This window comes from Nitrosomonas sp. Is24 (genome assembly GCF_033063335.1).
Classification (GTDB): domain Bacteria; phylum Pseudomonadota; class Gammaproteobacteria; order Burkholderiales; family Nitrosomonadaceae; genus Nitrosomonas.
Window position 1 is genome coordinate 2,994,796 of record NZ_JAWJZG010000001.1, and the last position, 21,988, is coordinate 3,016,783.

14 protein-coding genes are annotated in these 21,988 nt (G+C 50.6%); 8 read left to right on the forward strand and 6 right to left on the reverse strand.

Annotation, left to right across the window (positions count from 1 at the left end; all coding sequences use genetic code 11):
* Positions 1-12: 12 nt before the first annotated feature.
* Positions 13-3,039 carry an EAL domain-containing protein gene (locus R2103_RS13700; protein WP_317531926.1) on the reverse strand — a complete coding sequence of 1,009 codons (3,027 nt, stop codon included), beginning with the start codon at positions 3,037-3,039 and terminating at the stop codon, positions 13-15.
* Between the two features lie 343 nt (positions 3,040-3,382).
* Here R2103_RS13700 and R2103_RS13705 point away from each other — a divergent pair, with 343 nt between their 5' ends.
* Positions 3,383-4,471 (forward strand): calcium-binding protein, encoded by a 1,089-nt coding sequence (locus tag R2103_RS13705; RefSeq protein ID WP_317531927.1) that lies wholly within the window; start codon positions 3,383-3,385, stop codon positions 4,469-4,471.
* A gap of 7 nt (positions 4,472-4,478) precedes the next feature.
* On the opposite strand, the gene R2103_RS13710 is transcribed toward R2103_RS13705, so the two are convergent.
* Complete coding sequence (locus tag R2103_RS13710) at positions 4,479-5,270, reverse strand: YiiX/YebB-like N1pC/P60 family cysteine hydrolase (RefSeq protein WP_317531928.1); 792 nt, start codon at positions 5,268-5,270, stop codon at positions 4,479-4,481.
* A gap of 612 nt (positions 5,271-5,882) precedes the next feature.
* Between R2103_RS13710 and R2103_RS13715 the strand changes: the two genes are divergently transcribed.
* The 3 genes from R2103_RS13715 to R2103_RS13725 are packed head-to-tail and all read left to right on the forward strand — an operon-like array spanning position 5,883 to position 11,482.
* Positions 5,883-8,615, forward strand: a complete 2,733-nt coding sequence (locus R2103_RS13715) for an HAD-IC family P-type ATPase (protein ID WP_317531929.1) — start codon at positions 5,883-5,885, stop codon at positions 8,613-8,615.
* A gap of 42 nt (positions 8,616-8,657) precedes the next feature.
* Positions 8,658-10,499, forward strand: a complete 1,842-nt coding sequence (locus tag R2103_RS13720) for a universal stress protein (RefSeq protein WP_317531930.1) — start codon at positions 8,658-8,660, stop codon at positions 10,497-10,499.
* Complete coding sequence (locus tag R2103_RS13725) at positions 10,496-11,482, forward strand: calcium/sodium antiporter (protein ID WP_317531931.1); 987 nt, start codon at positions 10,496-10,498, stop codon at positions 11,480-11,482. Before R2103_RS13720 ends, R2103_RS13725 begins: the two co-directional genes overlap by 4 nt.
* A gap of 61 nt (positions 11,483-11,543) precedes the next feature.
* On the opposite strand, the gene R2103_RS13730 is transcribed toward R2103_RS13725, so the two are convergent.
* The gene (locus R2103_RS13730) at positions 11,544-12,590 is read right to left on the reverse strand and encodes a hypothetical protein (RefSeq protein ID WP_317531932.1); all 1,047 of its coding nucleotides are present in this window, start codon (positions 12,588-12,590) and stop codon (positions 11,544-11,546) included.
* A 179-nt stretch (positions 12,591-12,769) separates the two neighbouring features.
* Here R2103_RS13730 and R2103_RS13735 point away from each other — a divergent pair, with 179 nt between their 5' ends.
* Positions 12,770-13,705, forward strand: coding sequence for a histone deacetylase family protein (locus R2103_RS13735; RefSeq protein WP_317531933.1), 936 nt, complete (start codon positions 12,770-12,772; stop codon positions 13,703-13,705).
* Positions 13,706-13,714: 9 nt separating this feature from the next.
* Here the strand turns inward: R2103_RS13735 and R2103_RS13740 are convergent, their stop codons facing one another.
* The 3 genes from R2103_RS13740 to zigA form a co-directional block, all read right to left on the reverse strand.
* A complete protein-coding gene (locus R2103_RS13740) occupies positions 13,715-14,836 on the reverse strand; it encodes a GTP-binding protein (RefSeq protein ID WP_317531934.1) in 1,122 nt (373 codons plus the stop codon).
* 40 nt (positions 14,837-14,876) lie between these two features.
* The gene (locus R2103_RS13745) at positions 14,877-15,341 is read right to left on the reverse strand and encodes a Fur family transcriptional regulator (RefSeq protein WP_317531935.1); all 465 of its coding nucleotides are present in this window, start codon (positions 15,339-15,341) and stop codon (positions 14,877-14,879) included.
* A 123-nt stretch (positions 15,342-15,464) separates the two neighbouring features.
* Positions 15,465-16,670: a zinc metallochaperone GTPase ZigA gene (gene zigA / locus R2103_RS13750; RefSeq protein ID WP_317531936.1), complete on the reverse strand. Its 1,206-nt coding sequence runs from the start codon at positions 16,668-16,670 to the stop codon at positions 15,465-15,467.
* Between the two features lie 475 nt (positions 16,671-17,145).
* Here zigA and R2103_RS13755 point away from each other — a divergent pair, with 475 nt between their 5' ends.
* From R2103_RS13755 to R2103_RS13765, 3 genes are all read left to right on the forward strand, one after another.
* The gene (locus R2103_RS13755; RefSeq protein WP_317531937.1) at positions 17,146-19,245 is read left to right on the forward strand and encodes a TonB-dependent receptor; all 2,100 of its coding nucleotides are present in this window, start codon (positions 17,146-17,148) and stop codon (positions 19,243-19,245) included.
* Positions 19,246-19,285: 40 nt separating this feature from the next.
* The gene (locus R2103_RS13760; protein ID WP_317531938.1) at positions 19,286-20,641 is read left to right on the forward strand and encodes a dockerin type I domain-containing protein; all 1,356 of its coding nucleotides are present in this window, start codon (positions 19,286-19,288) and stop codon (positions 20,639-20,641) included.
* A 90-nt stretch (positions 20,642-20,731) separates the two neighbouring features.
* Entirely contained in the window at positions 20,732-21,514 is a 783-nt protein-coding gene (locus tag R2103_RS13765) for a hypothetical protein (RefSeq protein ID WP_317531939.1), read from the forward strand.
* The last annotated feature ends 474 nt before the right edge of the window (positions 21,515-21,988 follow it).

Below are 21,988 nucleotides of genomic sequence, written 5' to 3' on the forward strand. Positions count from 1 at the left end.
CTGAATCCTGAATCAGGATTTAACGGGAATTTGCGCGCTTGGGCGGCCAAAATAATAACCTTGCGCAAGATCGACTCCCAGATTTTTCACCATACTCAGCGTAGCCGCGTCTTCAACGAATTCCGCCACGGTTAACTTGCCAAGCCCGCGTGCGACCTCCACCATGGCTTTGACGAAAATCTGATTGTCGCGGTTATTGGGGAGATCGCGAATAAACAACCCGTCGATTTTAAGGATTTCGACTCCCAGGTATTTCAGATAACCGAACGTGGAAAAACCACTGCCGAAATCGTCCAGGCAAACACAACAACCGGCTTGATGAACCGCTTCGATGAAGCGTTGCGCGTCCTGTATGTCTGACACCGCCGCAGTTTCGGTCAGCTCGATGATCAACCGCCCCGGATCCACGCGCAGTTCGCTTAAAAGATTGCGGATGTACTGGGGAATCGCCGGATCGTCAAACGTGCGGCCGGAAATATTAATCGCAACTGGCGGCATATCCGGATTCTCGCTGAGCAGTTCGATGCTGCGTTTGATCACCCAGCGGTCGATCGTGACAATCTGGCCGTTCTTTTCCGCTATGGGAATAAATTGACCTGGCATGATCAAATGCGCCGGTTCATTCACATCGCGCATCCGGACGAGAATCTCTAAATGAGTCAGTGCATTGTGAGCGGTTTCGTAGACACCCTGGAAATGAACTTCAAAAAGATTCTGTTCCAGCGCCTGGGCAATCCGGTTATACCAGGTCAGCCGGTGCATCATGGCTTCCGATGAATCACGCTGAGGATCGTAGACTGCCCAGGTATTCTTGCCCTTATTTTTGGCCTGATACATCGCTGCATCCGCATGCGCCACCAAATCTTCGGCTGTTTCGCCGTGCTCAGGGAAAACGGCGACGCCCACGCTGGTCGTCAGACGGATATTGGTGTCACGGAAATGCAGCGGGATCGATGAGATGGAGGTTACAATCCGGGCGGGAAGGATACTCAAATCGTCATCCGGTTGCAGATGGCTCAGAATGGCAAACTCATCGCCCCCCAAGCGGGCAAGCACTTCGATATGCCGCACGATGCTGGAAATCTCGCCCGCTGTCCGGACTAGAACGGTATCACCGGCTTTGTGCCCGAAAGTATCATTAATATATTTGAAGTCATCCAGATCGAAATACAGTAGCGCAAATTTCTGCCGGTTGCGTAATGCAGTGGCAATCAGATTGTTCAACTCTTCCTGGAAGCGGTGGCGATTATACAAGCCGGTCAATGGATCGCGTTCCGCCAGATATAGCAGTTGCTGCGCGGTTTGCCGCTCTTGCGTAATATCCTCGTAAATCCATAAGCGCCCGATAATCCGCCCCTCGATGTCGTTCACGGGATACGATAATTGAGTGAGCGTCCGTCCGTTATTCAACTCGAGTTCGCAGCGCTCGCTGATTTCATGCGTATCCAGCACATTCAGCACGTGCTTGGAAGCGTGACTGGGTTGCGCAAAACGCTCGCTGGAACTCTCCAGGATAGTCCTGGCTGGCTTATTCAATAAGTTCTCGTGCTCGCCGATACCCCACATCCGTAAAAATGCCGGATTGACATACTCCACGCGGTGTTCATTGTCTTCAAACAAAATGCCCATGTTCATGGCGGAAAGTAATGCGCCCATGCGGCTTTGTTCCCGTTCTGCCAGCACACGCAATTCCCGTTGGTGGCGCTCGGACACTTTCAATTCTTCCAAAGCCGTGCTTAATTCTTCTTCCGCGCGTTTTTGTTCACTGATATCGGTATGCGTACCGAGCATGCGCAGCGGCTGGCCTTGCTGATTCCATGCAACGATTTTTCCCAGCGAGAGTATCCATTTCCACTCACCTTGTTGCGTAAGTTGCCGGAATTCCACCCGGTAATCTTCGCGTAAACCGCCGATGTAGTCGCTGTAAACTTGGTAAGCGGCATCCCGGTCTGCCGGATGCGTACGTTCTAACCAGCGCCTATCCGTTTCCACAAAAGATTGCGGATCATAACCCAGCATGCGGGCATACTCGGGACTGACTATCGCTTCCCCGGTTTGCACATTCAAATCGTACAGCCCTTGATTTGCCGCCGCCAGCGCCAGACGCAAGCGTGATTCGCTATCCTGCAATTGCTGCTCCGCCTGACGCTGATTCGCCTGGATACCGATCATCATAAAAGCGATGAGCGTAATCGTTGCAACAAAAACACATAACACTAATTGATCAAGCTGGAAATCCCCTCCGGAGAAAGGACCGAACCCTTTCGCCGTGCCCATGACAGCAATCGAGGCAATCGCCAGAACCACAATAAAAGTCTCTAATGCATTTAAACGTAAACCCGCCCATATCAAAGGGGGAAAAACCAGAAAAGCCAGCGGCAGCATGAGCTGGCTGATGGCCGTAATACCGCCGAATATCAGCCACGTCAGGCAAACACAACTGCCCAGCACTACAATAAATTCCAGTTTGATCTGTGACGGCGATACCTGGGTTCGCCGGAGATTCATCAGGAACAACAGGAATGGCGTGAACACCAGAACACCCACAGTATCTCCAAGCCACCAGCCGACCCAGGCGCGCGAGAGCACATCAAATGGCAGCATTCCACCGGCATACAACGCAAAAACACCGATACTGGCGGTCAGCAACATACTGCCTGGCCCGATCAACAGGAAGGTCGTTACATCGCGTCCGCGTATAAAGCTATTTTGAAAGCCCATCACTTTTCTGAGCAACAATGCCCCCAATACCGGACCTGCGGTATTGCCTATAGCGATTGCCAAAGCAACGTGCGAGGTGAGATCACCGGTAGCTAGGTTTGTGACAAGCGCACCCAGGAATATACCCGGCCAGCAGGGCAATCCCCATAGCAACAGTGCCGCCAAAGCGATTCCGGAAGGCGGCCAAAACAAGGTGATACTTGAACCTAGATAAGGTGCGTTTAATCCTGCTTTTCCCCCGGCGAAATACACCGATGCCAGCAATAATATTTGCGTGGCCAGTAAAAATAATGATTTTTCTACGCGTTGTTGTTCCATATCCAAGGGAGGTTGGCTGATTTAATGAGCTAAAGCACTATCTTGGAATATGAAAACATAATGTATGAGTTTCAAGAACTTGAAGCAAGTGAGCGCGCGCTGGTTTTCATATCGCACGATAAAGATTATCACATTGAAGATTAAAACGAAATTCCATTGCACACAGCAACCGGAAAAAGTATTTTTAATCGGATCATTTGATGCCATGTCACGATGGATCCGCTTACCCTGGAGTGATCCAATATCCTGCAGATACAGTTTTTCATTTCCGCTTATCGTTATATCATGTCAGCAGCTTCAATGGATTGGCTGCCATATTCCAGCTTAAAGGAGGGAGAAGAAAATGACATTCCACGTATTTCACATTAATGAAGTGTATTCCAATGCTGACGGAACCGTTCAATTCATCGAATTTACAGGGGATGCCAACGATCAGGACGAATGGGCCGGACATACGCTCACCTCGACCAGTGGCGCCACCACCCACACGTATACTTTCCCAACGAACCTTCCCAGCGAGACAACCCTAAACAAGTCCGTATTGGTTGCAACGCAAGGATTTTCAGCGCTGGGTTTAATTACACCTGATTACATCATGCCGAACGGCTTTTTGTTTACCGGCAGCGGCACCGTCACTTTTCCCGGAATGTTTGGCGGTACGATAACTTATGCCGGATTACCGGTCGATGGCATCAAGTCACTCAACCGGGATGGTTCGACGGGGACTAATTCTCCCGCCAATTTTTCCGGCGAGACCGGTACGGTACCTCCCAATGTGTTGTTCGGCACCGATAACCCTGACAATTTGACCGGCACACCCGGGGATGATTTTATTCTTGCAGCCGGTGGAAACGATACGTTGAATGGCTTGGAAGGCAATGACACGCTGAATGGCGGTTTGGGGGCCGACACTGCCATCTATAGCGGCAACCGTGCGAATTACACCGTTCTCGGCACAAGCTTGGGCATGACGGTTTCCGGGACAGAGGGTAACGATACGCTCACCGGTATCGAACGTTTTCAATTTGCCGATCAAAAAGTCGCGATCGACCTCAATGACGGCCAAGCTGCCGGCAACACGGTCAGACTGATCGGCGCGGCATTCGATGCGCCAACCATTCAGGCGCACCCGGACTATGTCGGCATTGGGCTTGGTTTGTTCGATTCCGGTCAAAGCATGCTGCAAGTTTCACAACTGGTGATCGGTGTGCTGGGTAATCCGGATAATGACACTTTTGTGGATACGGTGTACCAGAACGTTGTCGGCAGCGCACCGTCACCCGCAGATCACAACCTATATGCCGGATTGCTGACAGGCAGCGGCGGCACATTATCGCAGGCGCAACTCCTAGAAATTGCGGCCAATTCCGAGGTGAACGCCACGAACATCGACTTAATCGGATTACAGCAAAGCGGGGTGGAATTTACTTAAATTACGCTCACTCCGCCGATTCACAACCAGATTCGCGATCTTTGTCGCTCCAAGCCAGTGAGCGGTAGTCAAAACCATTTTCAATCACCGGCTTAATAATGTCGAAGTAGGGCGAAATGTCAAAATCGCGCGGGGTGTACAAACTATAATGACGAATGTGGTAGATATCCGCGTAGCAATCGGTATGCCTCGGATCATCCGACCAGGTACGTTGAATCTCCGGCAATATCGGATAGCGCACCGACTCAAACGCTTGCGCGATCAGCGTCGAACAGATCGCCCGTGTCGGATCTCCACTGCCGAGGGCTAGCATACGTCTGCGGAACCGTGTCGGAACCGGCATGGTCGGCAGCAAATAGCGCAAAAGATCGAAAATGTGCTTGAGATCATAGTGCTGGCCGATGCGCGCAATTACAAAATCCACCACACGTTTGCGATCCTCATCGTTCAAACCGACTGGACGGCAAATCCGGGTATGCATTTGCGCATAGTGCGCGAGTGTTATCGCGCGCACACCTTCCTTCAGATCGGCTTCTATCAATACTTGGGGCAACTGCCAGGGCGCGCTGTGCGGCAGCACGTTCCCAATGTAGATGGCGGCATGCGACCAGGTGGATTGCGTCAGGTATTTGATGGCTACGCTGACACGGGTATCCCCCTCCACCAACAGCACATCGCCGGGCTGCAAAGTAGCTGCCAGTTTTTCCTGACTGATCGTTGCCACCTGAACGCTCTGCCGCACCGGCTTGGTTAAGAAGTGTGCCAACCCGCGGCCTACAATTTCTGCTACCTGCCCCATGCGATTTCCTTACATCGTTATTTATTTTCGAAACATAGCATCAATTAAATCAACTCTAAAGAGCTTTGCATGAGCGGCGGCTGGCTTACGCAGACATAAAAATATGATTTTTTTGAATATCATAGTGTTAACCCATTGATTAACCGCCACATCAGCTTTGCAACATCAACAGCAACTGATTGAGTCCGTCAGCTACAATTCCGTTTGATGAGCATTTATTGTCAGAACGACACCGATCCTTGCGGCGATGAGAGATTATCATTTGGAATTAATTGATTAAATGAATCATTGCCACACCAAGGTTTACTCTACCAGTGATTGCCAGTAAAATTTTCGTGTATTTCCATCTTGGTAGGAAATTACCCGCAAGCATAAACCCTGCACCATAGCGTTTTATTTTAGCCGGCACTCCCATCACACAAGCGCTTATGTTTCATGATTTGAACACGATTGCCACCGTTGTTGCCGCAAACTTACCCGATACGGCCGCTCGCTCGCTGATTGCCCAATGCGCGAGCGCTATTTCACGCCGGATGAGGATTACAATACGGATTGGGTTTCCCGCACCTTGATTGAGGTTCCATGTACTGACGATGAGGAATCAGCATAACGATGGAAAATAACGCTGCGAAACACGATGAAAAATCATCCGGCAAAAACCTCAACGGATTGGCATGGCATGCATTGCCGCCCGATGAAGTCACCGCTATCTGGAAAACTTCCAAACAATCGGGGTTGACGACGCAAGAGGTCGCTCGGCGCTTGAGCGATTTCGGCGAAAACCGTCTGCCGGAACCGGTCCACCGGGCAGCGTGGCTTAGATTCCTTCTGCAGTTTCACAATCCTCTGATCTACGTTCTGTTGCTGGCTGGATCGGTTACCCTTGCATTAGGCGGATTAGTCGATGCGCTGGTCATTCTTGGCGTTGTCGTCATTAACGCCGTCATCGGATTCGTCCAGGAAGGTAAGGCTGAGCGGGCGCTCGACGCAGTCCGCGATATGCTGGCAGCACGCGCTGCGGTCGTGCGCAACGGCGAGCGCCAGCACATCGATGCGGCACAACTGGTTCCCGGCGATGTGGTGTTGCTGGAATCAGGCGACAAAATTCCCGCTGACTTGCGCCTGATTCATACGCGGAATCTACAAGTCATCGAATCCGCTCTCACGGGCGAATCGGCACCGGTCGAGAAGGAATCGGCCGCCATATCCCAGCAAGCCAATCTGGCGGACCGGACCAATATGTGCTATTCCGGGACGCTGGTGAGTTATGGTCAAGCGCAAGGCATCGTTGTCGCTACCGGCGTGCTTACGGAAATCGGACGCATCGGTGCGATGGTCAGCGATGTCAAAAGCCTGGTGACGCCGCTGACACGGCGGCTAGATCAGTTTGCTCGGCAAATCACTGCTTTCATTTTGGGGGTCGCGGCAGTAACGCTGTTGTACGGTTATTACATCGCTCAACTTCCATTATTCGATTTGTTTCTCGCAGTTGTCGGACTGGCAGTCGCCGCGATTCCCGAAGGTATGCCGGCCATCGTGACAATCGTTCTGGCGATCGGCACCCGGGTCATGGCGCGCAAGAAAACCATTGTCAGACGTCTGCCGGCAGTCGAAACCCTCGGCTCGGTTTCGGTGATCTGTACCGACAAAACCGGTACGCTGACCCGGAATGAAATGACCGCCGTCCGGCTGGTATTGGCCGGTTGTGAGATAACGGTGTCAGGCGCAGGATATGCGCCGGACGGCGGCTTTCACATCAACGGTGTCAGTATCGACCCGGCAGCCATTGCCGGATTCGAGGATTTGGCGCGATGCGCGCTGCTTTGCAACGACGCCCGGATTCATCATGATGCCGTCGGCAACTGGACGCTGACCGGCGATCCGACGGAAGGCGCCTTAATGACGCTGGCTCACAAAGCGGGCATGGAACCGTCCGGCACTGCGCCGCAGTGGCCTCGCGTCGACGCGATTCCGTTCGAATCCGAGCGTCAATACATGGTCACGCTGAATCACGATCACGGCGGACGCCACCTATTGTTTTTGAAAGGCGCACCGGAACGCGTCTTCGTGCTCTGTAAAACGCAATCCGGCGGCACTGCTATCGATCGCGATTACTGGGAAGCCGCCGTCACCCGCGCTGCTCAAGCAGGTGAACGGGTGTTAGCGTTCGCCCAAGCGCAATGGTTAGAGAACCGGCAAGACATTGAAGCCAGCGACATCATGCCTCGCTTTGAGCTGTTGGGGCTGGTGAGCATCATTGATCCGCCCCGGGAAGAAGCGATTGCAGCAGTCGCCGAATGCCTCTCGGCGGGTGTGAGGGTCAAGATGGTGACTGGCGATCATGCGATCACGGCGGCGGCGATCGGCAGCCAGCTCGGCCTGGTTTCCGGACGAACCCTGACGGGTGATGCGATCGAAAACCTGGATGACGGCGCGTTACGTGAACATGCGCTCACCACTGACATCTTTGCCCGCGCCACACCGGAGCATAAACTGCGGCTGATCACCGCCTTGCAGTCGCAGGGCCATCTCGTGGCAATGACCGGAGACGGTGTAAATGACGCGCCGGCATTGAAGGCGGCTGACATAGGAGTCGCCATGGGTCAAAAAGGCACCGATGCTGCCCGCGAAGCATCCGATCTGGTTTTGACGGATGACAACTTCGCCACGATTGCCAGCGCTATCCGCGAAGGCCGCGTGGTTTACGACAATATCAAGAAATCGCTGATGCACATGCTGCCTACCAATGGCGGCGAAGCCGGTGTCATTCTGCTGGCGATCTTTGCTGGTTTGCCGCTACCGGTAACCGCCGGTCAGATCCTATGGGTAAACACGGTCACGTCGGTCACGCTGGCATTGGCTTTGGCATTTGAACCGGCGGAGCGGGGTGTCATGACGCTTGCGCCACGCCCGCCCGACGAACCTTTGATCACGCAAGCACTCGGGTTGCGGATTCTGTTTGTGATCGTTTTGATGGTAGCCGCGACATTCGCCATCTTCAATTGGGAATTGCAACGCGGCAGCAGCCTCGATACGGCACGCACCGCTGCAGTCAATATGATTGTGGTGTGCGAACTGTTTTACCTATTCAATGTCCGTCATTTTACGGCACACGCATTCAGACTGGAAACGCTACGCGGCAACCCGGCGGTTCTGCTGGTGTCCGGCATTCTGATCGTACTGCAACTCGCCTTTACCTACACAGCACCGATGCATCATCTGTTCAAAAGTGTCACACTCGATATTCATTCCTGGGCGGCTATACTCAGCTTGGGCTTACTATTGTTCCTGTGCGTTGAAGCGGAAAAAACTTTCCTGCGTATCGCCAGAATCGACCGTTTGTGAAAAGCCGGTTGCATATATTCCATACGCAAAGGAGCGCTATTAATGAAACTGATTAACCATGTCTTTGTTGCAACGGATTTGTCATCCCCATCCTTGCAGGCCATCGAGCGAGGCTTCGATATTTCCGGGATAACTTCGGCCCACTGCACGGTCATGCATGCTCTCGGGCTGAACGCTTTGGGTTCGCTGCAGGATCTTATCGGAGACCAGGCTGCCGCCGTCACGAGCAAACTGATCGATAAGCAGCGTAATGAATTGCATTCGATCATTTCCGATACTTCCCGCAACCGCGGAGTGGCTGCGGAAATTCTAGTCGAGGAGGGATTGCCCGCCGCGGCGATCCCGGCTTGCGCCGCCTCAACGAGCGCGGATCTTGTCATTGCCGGTTCCCGCGGGGATAACGTATTGCGCCGACTTCTAATTGGCTCGACCGCCTCGCATCTGCTGCACAAATGCCATTGCCCGGTATTGATTGTGAAAACCGGCGTCCGCGGCTCGTACAAGAAAGCTTTACTGGCGATCGATTTTTCGCCGGCCTCGGAACTTGCCCTCCGGATAACCCGTGAGATCGCTCCCGATGCCGGTATCGTGCTGTTCCATGCATTCGACGTGCCGTTCGAAGGGTTGTTGAATTACGCCGGCATCACCCAAAATGACATTAAACGCTACCGGCACGAAGCCTGCGAGAAAGCGTTGCATTTACTGCACGAGCTGGCCCGGAATGCAGGCTTGACGGAAGATCAGTATCAAGCGCAGGTGGAGTGTGGCGACGCCACGCGCGCCATCCTCAATCAAGCCGAACGTCAAGATTGCGATCTGATCGTTATGGGCAAGCATGGTACGCACGTTACCGAAGAATTATTGCTGGGAAGCGTCACAAAACGGGTATTGGACGAAGCGCCAACCGATCTCTTGGTAATCGTCGATGCGCGTTCTCCGGAATTGGCAACGCTCGGCGGAATGCAAACCGGCGAACCGGGTACGGAAAAAGATGCGCCCCCCTCACCGTCCTTCCCGCCGCCGACGCATTTGCTGCTGGCGACCGATCTAAGCCCGCGCTGCGACCGCGCGCTTGACCGGTCTATCCAGCTGGCGCAGGCTTGGCAGTCGCATTTGACAGCGCTCAATGTCTTCGATGTTCCCTGCGCGCCGGATCAAATCCTGGCGTGGGCCGCAGGCGATCAATCGTTTGATTTGCAACACGATGCGCGTCATCAGTTAAGCCAGGATCTGGCGGGTATGGGATCGCGCGCCGACATCCGGTTGGTCCGCTCAACCGCGCCTGCGGATTCGATCTCCCTCGTTGCCAGGCAAACCGGCGCTGGATTAGTGATAACCGGCGTAGCGCGGGACGAGCCACTCGGGCGTTTTCTGCTAGGATCCACTGTCGAGAAATTGTCACAGACATTGGAGCAGTCGCTGCTGATCGTCCGCAATCGTGTCCATGGGCCGTATCGCAATATTGTCGCCGTCACCGACTTATCCGGGAATTCCAGTGCCGCGTTGCTTGCCGCCGCGCAGTGGTTCCCGCAATCCGCCATGGATGTGTTTTACGCACATGAGCGTCCCAAAGCGATGGGTTCCGCGCCGGAAAGCGCAGCGTTAAAACTTGCCAGTTCCGCAGTTCATGAACGTTGTGAGCGGTTCGTCACCGGCAGCGGCATCCCCCGGTTACGAATCAGGCACATCGTACCGGTGGACGAAGCATTGGAAACTTCACTCACCCGGTATGTCCGCCGACACGCGATCGATCTGGTCGTGATGGGCTCCAGTGAAAACACCGGTTTGTTCGATACACTGTTCAAAAATCCCCTTAACCGGGTTTTGCAATGGATTTCTTCGGATGTACTCGTGGTTCCCGCAACGGATAAGCAAAGCGAATGATCCAATTACATCCGGCCATCATCTTCCTCGGCGGCTTGGCAGTCATCGTCCTAGGAGCCGAGATGCTGCTGCGCAGCGCTACCAGGGTGGCCGCAATGCTCGGTATCAGTCCGATCGTTATCGGCTTGACCATCGTTTCGATCGGAACCAGCACCCCCGAGCTGGCGGTCGGCATCACGGCGGTCGCGGAGGATAAAGGTTCGCTAGCGATCGGCAATATCGCTGGCACCAATATCCTCAACATTTTGTTTATCCTGGGCCTGAGTGCGGTTATCCGCCCGTTGCCAATCCGGCTTCTGAGCATCAAACTCGATGTGCCGGTGATGATCGGATCGGCTTTCATTTTGATTCTAATGTCGCTTGACGGCGTTCTGTCCCGGATCGAAGGTATGTTGCTGGTATTTGCGGCGGTGTTTTATACAATCTTGCTGATCAAAGAAAGCCACAAGGAAAGTGCCGCAACCAAGAAAGAATTTTCGGAGGAATTTGGTGAGAAGCCCATTCCCAAAGCACACCGGTATCCGCAATATGCTCTACAGTCATTGCTGTTGTTCACAGGTATGGCGCTAACAGTATTAGGTGCGGATTTGCTGGTCGCGGGGGCGGTGAACATTGCCAAGACTTACGGCGTCTCCGATACTTTCATCGGATTGACAATCGTTGCTATCGGCACATCCGCGCCGGAACTGGTAACGACACTCGTAGCCACTTACCGGAATGACCGGGACGTGGCGATCGGCAACTTGATCGGCAGCAGTATCTACAACATTCTGGTGATCCTGGGTTTGACTACGCTGGCCGCCCCTGGTGGAATCGGCGTTGAGGATGATATTTTATGGATCGATTTGCCGCTAGCGGCAATCGTCGCCGTTGCTTGCCTGCCGGTATTTCGCAGTGAGCGGATGGTATCGCGCAATGAAGGGATTATTTTTGTAACTGCGTACATCTTCTATCTGACAATGCTGGTCATGCTGCGCACATGACGATGGCCGACACGGCCTGATGGTTATCTCAAATAACTGCCATCAGACCGGCAGCGATTGACTATTTCAAACCAGACAAATCCTGCTGATACTTGGATTTGCATTGCTCGCCTTTTCCACCCAGATCCAATACCCCCTTCATTCGCATGCATTCGTTATATTCAAACAAAATATCGTTCTTTTTCTGCGCAATCTCGAGCGAAGCCGACAGTTGTTTGACCTGCTGCGCGATATTCTTCAAATTGGTATCCGAAGCAGCGCCAACGCCCTCTATGCTTTCTTTGGTCGCATCCAGTTTTTTCAACGAAACCTGATTGATTTTATTGACTTGCTCAGTAAACGCCTGATTGGCCTTGTTGGAGTAATTTCTTAATTCATCGACATTCTGTTGCGTAATTCCGGCTAACCTCGTTTGGTAATTATTCAGCTCTCCCTGAACGAAGGTATTAATGCTCTCTTTAAAACCGTCCAATGAACTATCGATTTCCTGCTTGAATCCCTGCATTTTTCTTTCAATTAAGACTTTGACGTCGTCATCCAGCTTTTTGACGATAGAGTCGGAAATTTTATCAACCGGCGGACGTGAGTCGATAATTTCAACTTTTGCCGCAGCCAAATTAGACTTTATGTCGTCGCCGAGCGATTTCTGCTTGCTGTCAATCTGATTCAGCGCATACTTTTCATTTTCCGCAACCAGCCAGGAAATCAGCACCAGTTCTTTTTTCTTCTCCTGATTCAGGCCATGAATCATCTCGTCCAATATACTCGCAGCCGCTTCCTTATCCGCTATCCCCTTGGCGTGCGATAAGCTGGCCGAATCCAGATAACTCTGCAAACTGCCTTGAATCTCACTGACATTGGCATTCGCTCTCGCGGATACCATCGATTGGCGGTAAAACTCGTACGGCAAATAAACCAGTCCGATCAGAGCGCATACAATAGAGGCCGCCGTTTTCCAGCGTTTGTGCTGGATATAAAAACTCAGCCCAAGAAATACCAAAGCCAAAAGGAAAACCGGCATTAAAATTTCCGCAATTTCCAGCCAGCCTCTTTCCACCAGCGATTCAAACGAAACAAACTTCAATATTTTGGCAATAAACTCATTCATCAACGACTCCCCATATGACGAAAAAATGCAATTAAACGTAACAGATAACAGCTATTATTCAGGATAGTGATAATTTATCATGGTATAGCCGTTTGATTGTATAAACTTTGGCTTTCCGCACCTGCCGGCATGACCCAGGATTCCGCTCGACATCGAATTTCAACGTAACAAGGAATAGCGTGCAAACAGCGTATATCACCCACCCGGATTGTCTCAAGCATGACATGGGCATGGCCCATCCGGAGTGTCCACAGCGCTTAATCGTCATTGAAAACGAATTGAAAGCCACCGGGCTGCTGGCACAATTGCAGCGCTACGAGGCACCCCTGGCCACGACGGAACAATTGGCGCGCGTGCATACTCCGGAATACATTGAAAGCATCCGCCAGGCTGCTCCGGCAACCGGTTTGATTGCCTTGGATGCGGATACCGCGATGAATGCTTTTTCACTCAGTGCCGCGTTACATGCAGCGGGGGCGGTTGTACTGGCCACCGATCTGGTTCTGGCCGGTACCGTCAATAACGCATTCTGCGCCGTCCGTCCGCCCGGTCATCATGCGGAATCGGACCGTGCCATGGGATTCTGCCTGTTCAACAATATCGCGGCCGGGGTGGCGCACGCCATTGCGCAGCATCATCTGCAACGCGTTGCCATTCTGGATTTTGACGTGCACCACGGCAACGGCAGCGAAGAGATTTTCCACGACAACCCGCACGTCATGCTGTGCTCGACGTTTCAGCACCCGTTTTATCCCTACAGCGGCGCAAACAGCGCCACCGAACGCATGATCAACGTGCCGCTGCCGCGCGGCTGCAACGGTGCGGCATTCCGCCAAGCGGTCACCGATCACTGGTTACCGGCACTCGACCGCTTCAAACCGGAGATGATTTTCGTCTCCGCCGGATTCGATGCGCATCGCGACGACGACATGGCGCAGCTGCAACTTGAAGACGAAGACTATGTCTGGATCACGCGGCAGATCAAGGTTATTGCCGATCACTGTGCACACGGCCGTATTGTTTCGGCGTTGGAGGGGGGATACGATTTAAAGTCATTAGCACGCTGTGCGGCCGCGCATATTCAAGTATTGCAGGCAGAAAATCCCGCCCGTTAGCGCAAACCGCTAATGGGTGTTTGCCGGTAATGCCGCGCATCCGGTCAATGCGGAAAATGTATCCTCGATCGCTGAACGAGGGACATTCCGGGTGATGAATACAATGCGGGTGCGCCGATCATCCGATGGCCATCCCGTCAATTCCACCGGAGGATGAAAAATATGCTGAACCCCATGAATAACTATCGGACCCGCACGATTCTTCATATTCACTATCCCTTTGATGCGCAAAATATCCGCGCCTTTGACCGCCATCAGCAAATTCAGCCAATCCTCAAACCATTCGGGATCGATCGGTTCGTCAAAAGTAAAACAATAAGACAAAATATGATCATCATGGCGATTAATATCCGGTTGTTTAACGATGGATCTCTTGGAAGAATACAAAGTTTGCGCCGCACCATACCGCACAAATTTGTACCGGCTTGAAGGATTTCCGGCATACGCTTCCGCATTCAGCCACCTGACAACATCCGGCGTTTTTTGATCTATCGAAAATAAGTTAGTACTGAATACCGATGGCCCATTCACCTGACCGTTTACAGCCAGTAATTGTGTAGCGGCGGGATTCAGAATCGCCAAGCGCTGTTGCAACGTACGGCGTTGCTGTTCATCGATTAAATCGCTTTTGGTCAAAATAATCCGGTCTGCTACCGCAGCTTGCTTGACGGCTTCGGGATGATGATCCAGTGTATCCATCGCATGGATACAATCGATGGTAGTGACAACCGCATCCAAGCGATAATGCGCAGTAATGTTTTTGTCCGTCATTAAGGTATGTAAAATCGGAGCCGGATCAGCCAATCCGGTGGCTTCGATGATCACCCTGTCGTAGTTGCGTACCCCATTGCGGGAAAAGCGCCAGGTGATATCTTTAAGCACCTTGGCCAAATCACCGCGCATCGCGCAGCAGATACAACCATCTCCCACTTCCATCACCAACGTTTCATTGCTATGCGCAACCAGTAAATGGTCCAGGCTGATTGCACCAAACTCGTTAATCACAACCAGGGTTCGTCTGAACAGTGGCTGCTGAACCAAATGGTTTAACACCGTAGTTTTGCCGCTGCCTAAAAAACCAGTCAGCAGCGAAACCGGAATCGGTGATGATGGTTTTGTAACTGTATCCACAGTCCTTCAGCACGCTGAGTAGCAAACCACAAGACAGCGCTCAGACTGGATGGCTTTGGCAGTGCTCACAAACTCCATGCAGTTCCAGCTGTTTTTGTGCCAACATAAAACCGGTGCTTTGAATGCTACGTTCAAGTTCCTCGATGATGGGCTTCTTGATGCCGACTTCCTTGACACTGCCGCAGCGATCACAAATCAGAAATTGCGGTGTTTCATGCTGATGATCGCATGCAATGTGCGCACACGACATATACTGACCGGCAGTTTCCAGTTTATGAACCAATTTTTCCTGAATCAGGAAATCCAGCATGCGATAAACGGACATCACCGGTAACGATTCCTGGAATTGCGCTTTATATCGATCCACGATTTCATAAGCCGAAAGGGGCGTAGCAGAAGCCAACAACACCATGAGCACGTTTTTTCGCTTGTGCGTTAATTTTGTTCCTGCCGACGCACAAACTTCCCGTGATTTTTTGATGATTTGTTCGATATCGACTGACATTTTTAAAAATTTCAGTATCCGGAATGATCAGAAATACTTCTTGTGATTAACCGGTAAAAGCATATCACGCTAGAGAAATTCTATGTGCAAATCCCTAAATTCAGTTAAGAATCAAAGCAATTTTTATTGATCAATCCACGCAGGAAATGGATCTTCCAAAGTTAACCAATCTTTCTCGCCAGCTTGCGATTCTTCATCGGTCACCAAACATTCATCCAGCCATTGGCATATCGCTTGTTGATCAATATTCTGACCGATAAAAACCAATTCTTGCCGCCGGTCTCCGTGCGGCTCTTGCCATTTCTCCAGTATCGATTTCAAATAATCTTCATCGTGCGGCCATTCATTCCTGGGCACAGCTTTCCAAAACATACCGGCATAGCCATAGTGCGCGATGCCACCGGCTTGACTCCACTGGCCCGCATAATCCGGCCGGGTTGCCAGCCAGAAATATCCCTTTGACCGAAGTAATTTTCCTTCTGACCAAGGTTGATGGATGAAATCGTAGAACCGTTGTGGATGGAACGGTTTCCTGGCTGTGTAAACAAAACTGCTGATGCCGTACTCTTCCGTTTCGGGTATATGTTCGCCGCGCATCTCCTTTAACCAGCCGGGCGCTTGTTGCGCATGCTCAAAACTGAATTTTCCGGTGTTTAAAAGCTTGTGCAATTCAACCCGGCCATCTTGGATGGCAATAATTTCAGCTTCAGTATTCAAACTGCGCAAGATACCTTGGAGTTGAATTAACTCACCCGGACTGATCAAGTCAATTTTGTTGATCAAAATGACATCACAGAATTCCACTTGATCAATCAGGAGATCAGCGACACTGCGCTCATCATCTTCTCCCAAGCTTTCCCCTGTCTCTTGAAGCATTCTCGCTTCTTCAAAATCCTTCATGAAATTAACCGCATCCACAACCGTTACCATGGTATCTAGCCGGGCGATATCGGATAGACTGATTCCTTTTTCGTCAGCGAATGTAAATGTTTCCGCGATCGGTAGCGGTTCGGATATACCTGTAGATTCAATAACCAGATAATCGAACTTTTTCTCGATAGCTAGCCGCCGTACTTCGATGAGCAAATCTTCGCGCAATGTGCAGCAAATGCAGCCATTGCTCATTTCAATGAGTTTTTCTTCTGCGCGGTTAAATGAAATTTCTTTCTCGATGATGGAAGCATCAATATTGATTTCGCTCATATCATTCACAATGACCGCAACACGCAGCATTTGCCGGTTATTCAGAATATGACTCAGTACGGTCGTTTTACCCGCACCTAGAAACCCGGAAAGCACAGTCACCGGTAGTCGATCAGTTGGCATCATTTTGATTTAAATTAGTAGAATTGATATTTGTTATGATATAACATATCAAAAAGGTAACACAATATAATCTTTTTCTAGCCATTAAGGATCCGTCAATTTCCGGCACGACTCAATCAGGAATTGGTGCTTCAGCAGTAACTTGCAACGGCTGCTTTCTTAAGTTTTTTTGAAATGCGCTTTTACAAAATTAAACAGATTACTGAAATTAATAACCGATGAATCCATTAAAAATTACAGTGACCAGCATGCATTCGCAAAAATTAAGCAGGTTGAATGACGAGTGGTTAATCGTAAAAATTCTTCAAATGCCAACAGACAGTCCAATATGTTCCATTCCGCGCGGCAAATAGCGGCCAGCATGATTTTGGCAATGACGATGAGTGCAATGGACAAAGTAATAGCGGAACAAGTTGCCGGGAATTCGGCAGCAACCAAAGTTAGGTCTGAAAACAACGAGCACAATTCCGCTGTTCAAATGACACCGATAAATATTATCGGTGTCACACCGGATCAACCCTCCCAGCCCAATACCAGTACACTGAAAGGCCGTTCACTACGCTTGCAGCAAGGCAATACACTGGGGCAGACCTTAAACGAGGAACTCGGTGTTAGCAATGCTTCTTTTGGCCCCGGAGTAGGTATTCCGGTGATCCGTGGCTTAACCGGATCGCGGGTGCGCATTTTACAAAACGGTATTGGCACGCATGATGCCACCAGCTTGAGCCCGGATCATGCCGTGGCGATTGATCCCTTATTTGCCGAAGAAATCAGAATCATGCGAGGCCCGGAAATCGTTCGTTATGGCGGCAACGCAATCGGCGGTGTTGTGGATGTTAACGATCATCGCATACCCGGAAAGCGCACCACGAAACCCATCAGCGGCTCTGTCGAGAACCGCTATGACACTAACGGAGACGGCACAAATTCGGCCTTCAAATTGAATCTGGGAAAAGACCGGCTGGCATTCAATCTGGGCGGTTTCTTTCGCAAACGGGGTAATACTCAAATTCCAGGAAAAGCAATTGACGAAGCTTTGGTAGAACAACAATTCGGTCTATCAGAGATACAAAATGTCAGTGGCACAATCCCCAATACCGATAGCAGAGGAATCGGCGGTTTTGCCGGTATATCATGGCTTGGCCATAACATCATGGCGGGCATGTCGGTCAGCCACACGGATAATCGCTACGGCGTGCCCAAAGGCAGTCATCATCTGGACCCCAATCACCTGAATGGTTTGGAAACAATCCTGCCTAAACTGAATGATTTGAGAGGGTTTGAAGATATCTTCGGTCCTCAAGCATTGTTTCCCAATATTCGCCTTAACATGCAGCAAACCCGCTATGACTTTAAGTCTGAGTGGTACGAGCCAGCACGCGGCATTGAAAGTGTCAGTTTCCGCTATGGTTTGGTCGACTATGGGCATACTGAGATGGAAGGCGGATCCCCTTTCACAAAGTTCAAAAACGATGTCGGTGAAGGGCGTGTTGAAGTACGTCATCATGCGTTTCCGAATCTAACCGGCACCTTTGGCGCGCACTGGATACATCGCAATTTTTCCGCGCTGGGTGTAGAAACGTTTGCACCTCGCACCAAACAACAGTCGTTGGGCTTATACACGACGCAAGATTACGCCTGGAATAATTGGATCTTGCGTGGCGGGCTCCGCTTTGAACACGCGCATATCGATCCCAGTGTAAACGAATTGAGACTACGCGGCAGCGCCCTGCCGCCAGTACCATTACCCGGCTCACTTGACTACCAGGCACTGTCCGCCTCCTCGGCACTGCAATGGAATCCGCGGACAGATACCGCATTGACGCTGACCTTAAATCGCGGAAAGCGCCCACCGGATATCCAGGAACTACTGGCACTTGGGCCGCATTTGTCGACTCGCAGTTTTGAAATTGGCAATGTGCAGCTCAAGAATGAGACCGTGAATATGGCCGATTTAGGAATGGAATGGAAATCAGGACGTATCAGCGCGCGAGCTAACGGTTACTACAACCGCACTGACGATTTTATCTACCTGCGGAATACCGGTTTGGTGTATGAGATTGACAACGAGGTAATTCGTCAGCGCTGTGTCAGTGAAGCGGAATGTGTATCGATCCTCGCCTATGATCAACGGCATGCTGAGTTCATCGGCTTCGAATCCAGGATTGACGCAACGCTTTATGAAATGCCACAAGGCAATTTGCTGCTCACTTTATTTTCCGATTATGTACGCGGCCGTTTTGTCACTGGCGACCGCGACGATGTGCCGCGTATGCCGCCGCTTCGTTACGGCGCTGAACTGGGCTACGGCAACTCCACCTGGAATACCTCCGTAAGGTATACCCGGGCTGAAGCGCAACATTATCCGGGAAAAAACGAAACACCCACTGATAGCTACCATTTATTGATCGCAACGGCAGATTATCAAATCACAACGAGCAAATGGGGCAATTTATGGCTATTCGCCAAAGGGCACAATCTGCTGAACGAGGAAATACGTAACTCGGTTTCTTTTTTGCGGAATTTTGCACCGGAACCGGGACGAAGTTTCATCTTGGGCGCGCGCGCCACATTCTAAAACTGGCCACAATCCGGAATCTCGACAGGGAATCGTTATATTGAAAACATCAGCCGGTAAAACTTATCTTTGCTTTTATCTACTCTCCATTGTTTTACTATCCGGCCGGCAAGCTTTTGCCGTGCATCTGGATGTCGAAGTCTGGGGGCAAGGCAATGCTCTGTTTACAGGCTATTGCCGCACACCCGGCGCGGTAGGTTGCGATCTGGACGGATTAGCCGAAGTATTGCATTTACCAGCGGGTACATTGCCGATAGAAGCTGTTACCGGGAAACTGATTTTTCCAGCCGATTTTCAAGATCTGCCGGGCGGGGATTTCAAAACTAAAAACCCAGGATTCCAGTCAATTCAAAATGCATTGCTACCGAATGAATTGCTGAGTTATCGGGCGCTGGGAGCCCTCAAATACTGGGACCCGGTTTTATCTTCTTGGGGAAAACCGCCCGAAGGCACACAAATCAGACTGTTTGGCGGACTGGAAGCAAGTGCTGACATAATCAATGATCTATCCCAATGTGCCGGTCAGTTAATATGCTTCAGCGACGGAATCTTCGGTAGTGATGGCAGCACCATTTTTTCTGCCAATGGTATCTTGGGCAATCCGGAGCTGGTTGTAGATATTACAGGAAGCAACGGTGTATTGCATACGCATCTGAGTTTCTTCCTGGAAAACCAGAAAGGTGAAATAGGCGGCCCCGCAGGTGCTTATCTCATCGAAATGCAACTGATCTCCAATGCCCGTTACTTTCCTTCAGCACCGTTTTTCATTTTATTCAACGCGGGCTTGCGTGAAGATGAATTCGCCGCAGCATTGTTAGCGCTTACTGGCGGCATCGTAGCGCCTGATCCGGATCCACCACAACCGGTCATTCCTGTATCCATTCCGGGTGACGTTGATTTCGATGGCGATGTAGATCGACTCGATGTAGCGTTGATTTTACTGGCCGCACAAAACAATGAGCCGGTGCGATCCAGCAATGCCATGCTCGACGTCAATCGTGACGGTGTTATTAATCGCACCGACGCATTTCTGGCGAAACAATTATGCACGCTGAGGCTGTGCAACATTCCGGTATTGGCTCCCGCCACCGTTTTGAATGTGGCGGCGGTCTACGATGAAAAGAACAGTCTATTGGACTTGAACGATGTTCAAGTGGGTAAATTGCATTATCGGGCGCAGTTGCAATTAAAGGATAACAGCTTATTCGAGCTGAATTCGGCGCAGTTGGATATATCACGCTATGCCATACCCGCACGTTATGACATTGAAGCGGCAATTCTGGAAATCCCTTCAGTCTATATTAATGAAAAAAATTATAAAGCGATCCTGCGCAACATAGGGGATTCGAAGTTCCGGCTAGAATACTTTGAAGAAATTGACACAATTTTTAAGTAAGGGCGATTTTGCCAGGAGGATAACGACAGAATTAATTTTGCAGCACGTATCAATAAAAACAGTAATTTAAAAAATTTAAGAGGCTTGATCATGTTTAAAAAAATACTTTTTGGGTTAGTAACTGTAGTTGCTAGCGGGTTCTTTTCATCCGCTAGCGCGGTTGAGCATCATCATGAGAGTGACATACAACCTTGGAAAATCGGTGCCGAAATATTCGTCAACAGCAATTTATTCGAGCCTGATTTTGGTGATATCGGCGGAGGATTATATGCAACAGATGAACCAGGGTTTGATGTTCACATAGAAAAAGGCGCATTTACCCCTGGCAACTGGCTGCGTTTTCAGCCTGTGGGTAAATTATTATTCTGGAATGGCACCGAATGGAGTCCGGCAATACCAAATGGAGAGCGGATCGAGATCACCGACGCGCTTGATAATATCATTTCGTATCACGCCGATGGCACAAGCAGTATTCCAGGGGTTATCGGGGAAATTGGCAGCGATGGCGGATTGCACGATCACTTAAGCATGTCTATTTTCAATGCATCCAATACTTTGGGTGGCAGTACCGGCGCATATCGCATCGAACTCAAATTATTCGAATCTAAAGCCAACAGCGATACTTCGGTTGCTATTGCCGCATCTCCTATCGCAATCGTTTTTAATCGCGGGCTTACGCAAGATAAGTTTGAATTGGCAGTCTCGGCAGCTGCAGACCTGAGAGACAACTCCGTTTTCGTCGCGGAAACAGGAATGTTAACTATCCAACGAGTCAAAGCACTGGGCTCATATTACCAAGCAAGACTCAAATATCTTGGCGATAACAAATTTGAACTGATTGATGTTCAGGAAACTCCTGCAGCCAAGGAATGAAAGATACCCTTAACTTCGGCTTACAGAACCCCAAATAGCGTTAAGAAGTGTTCTCAACCGGATGACAATCGTTGCAGTTTTTCCTGCCGGAGAATGTCATTAGTAACAAGTTGCGGCAAGAGGTGGCGCTCAGTCACCTCAAACACCGCAAAGTTAATGCGACGATCAGAAGGCAAAATCAGACGAAATAGCATACCGTTTGCGAGTGATCAATAAACGTTTTGAATTTGATTTCAAAGCAGCATCCCCCAACATAGTAGTCTCTCAGCGTATCCCCAGGTTTTCTGGAGGGATATCACCCGGTTGTCTGGATTGCAGGTAGTGATATACACTGCAATACTGTGCCGCAATTCTGCACGTCGGCTGCCGGAATGGCTGATAGTTTTACCCGCTCGTTCCACAAGACAGTGTGACGCCAATACGGAACTTCAGGAAAACATTCTGAAGATTTACCGGTGTTTTAATTTTTTTCAT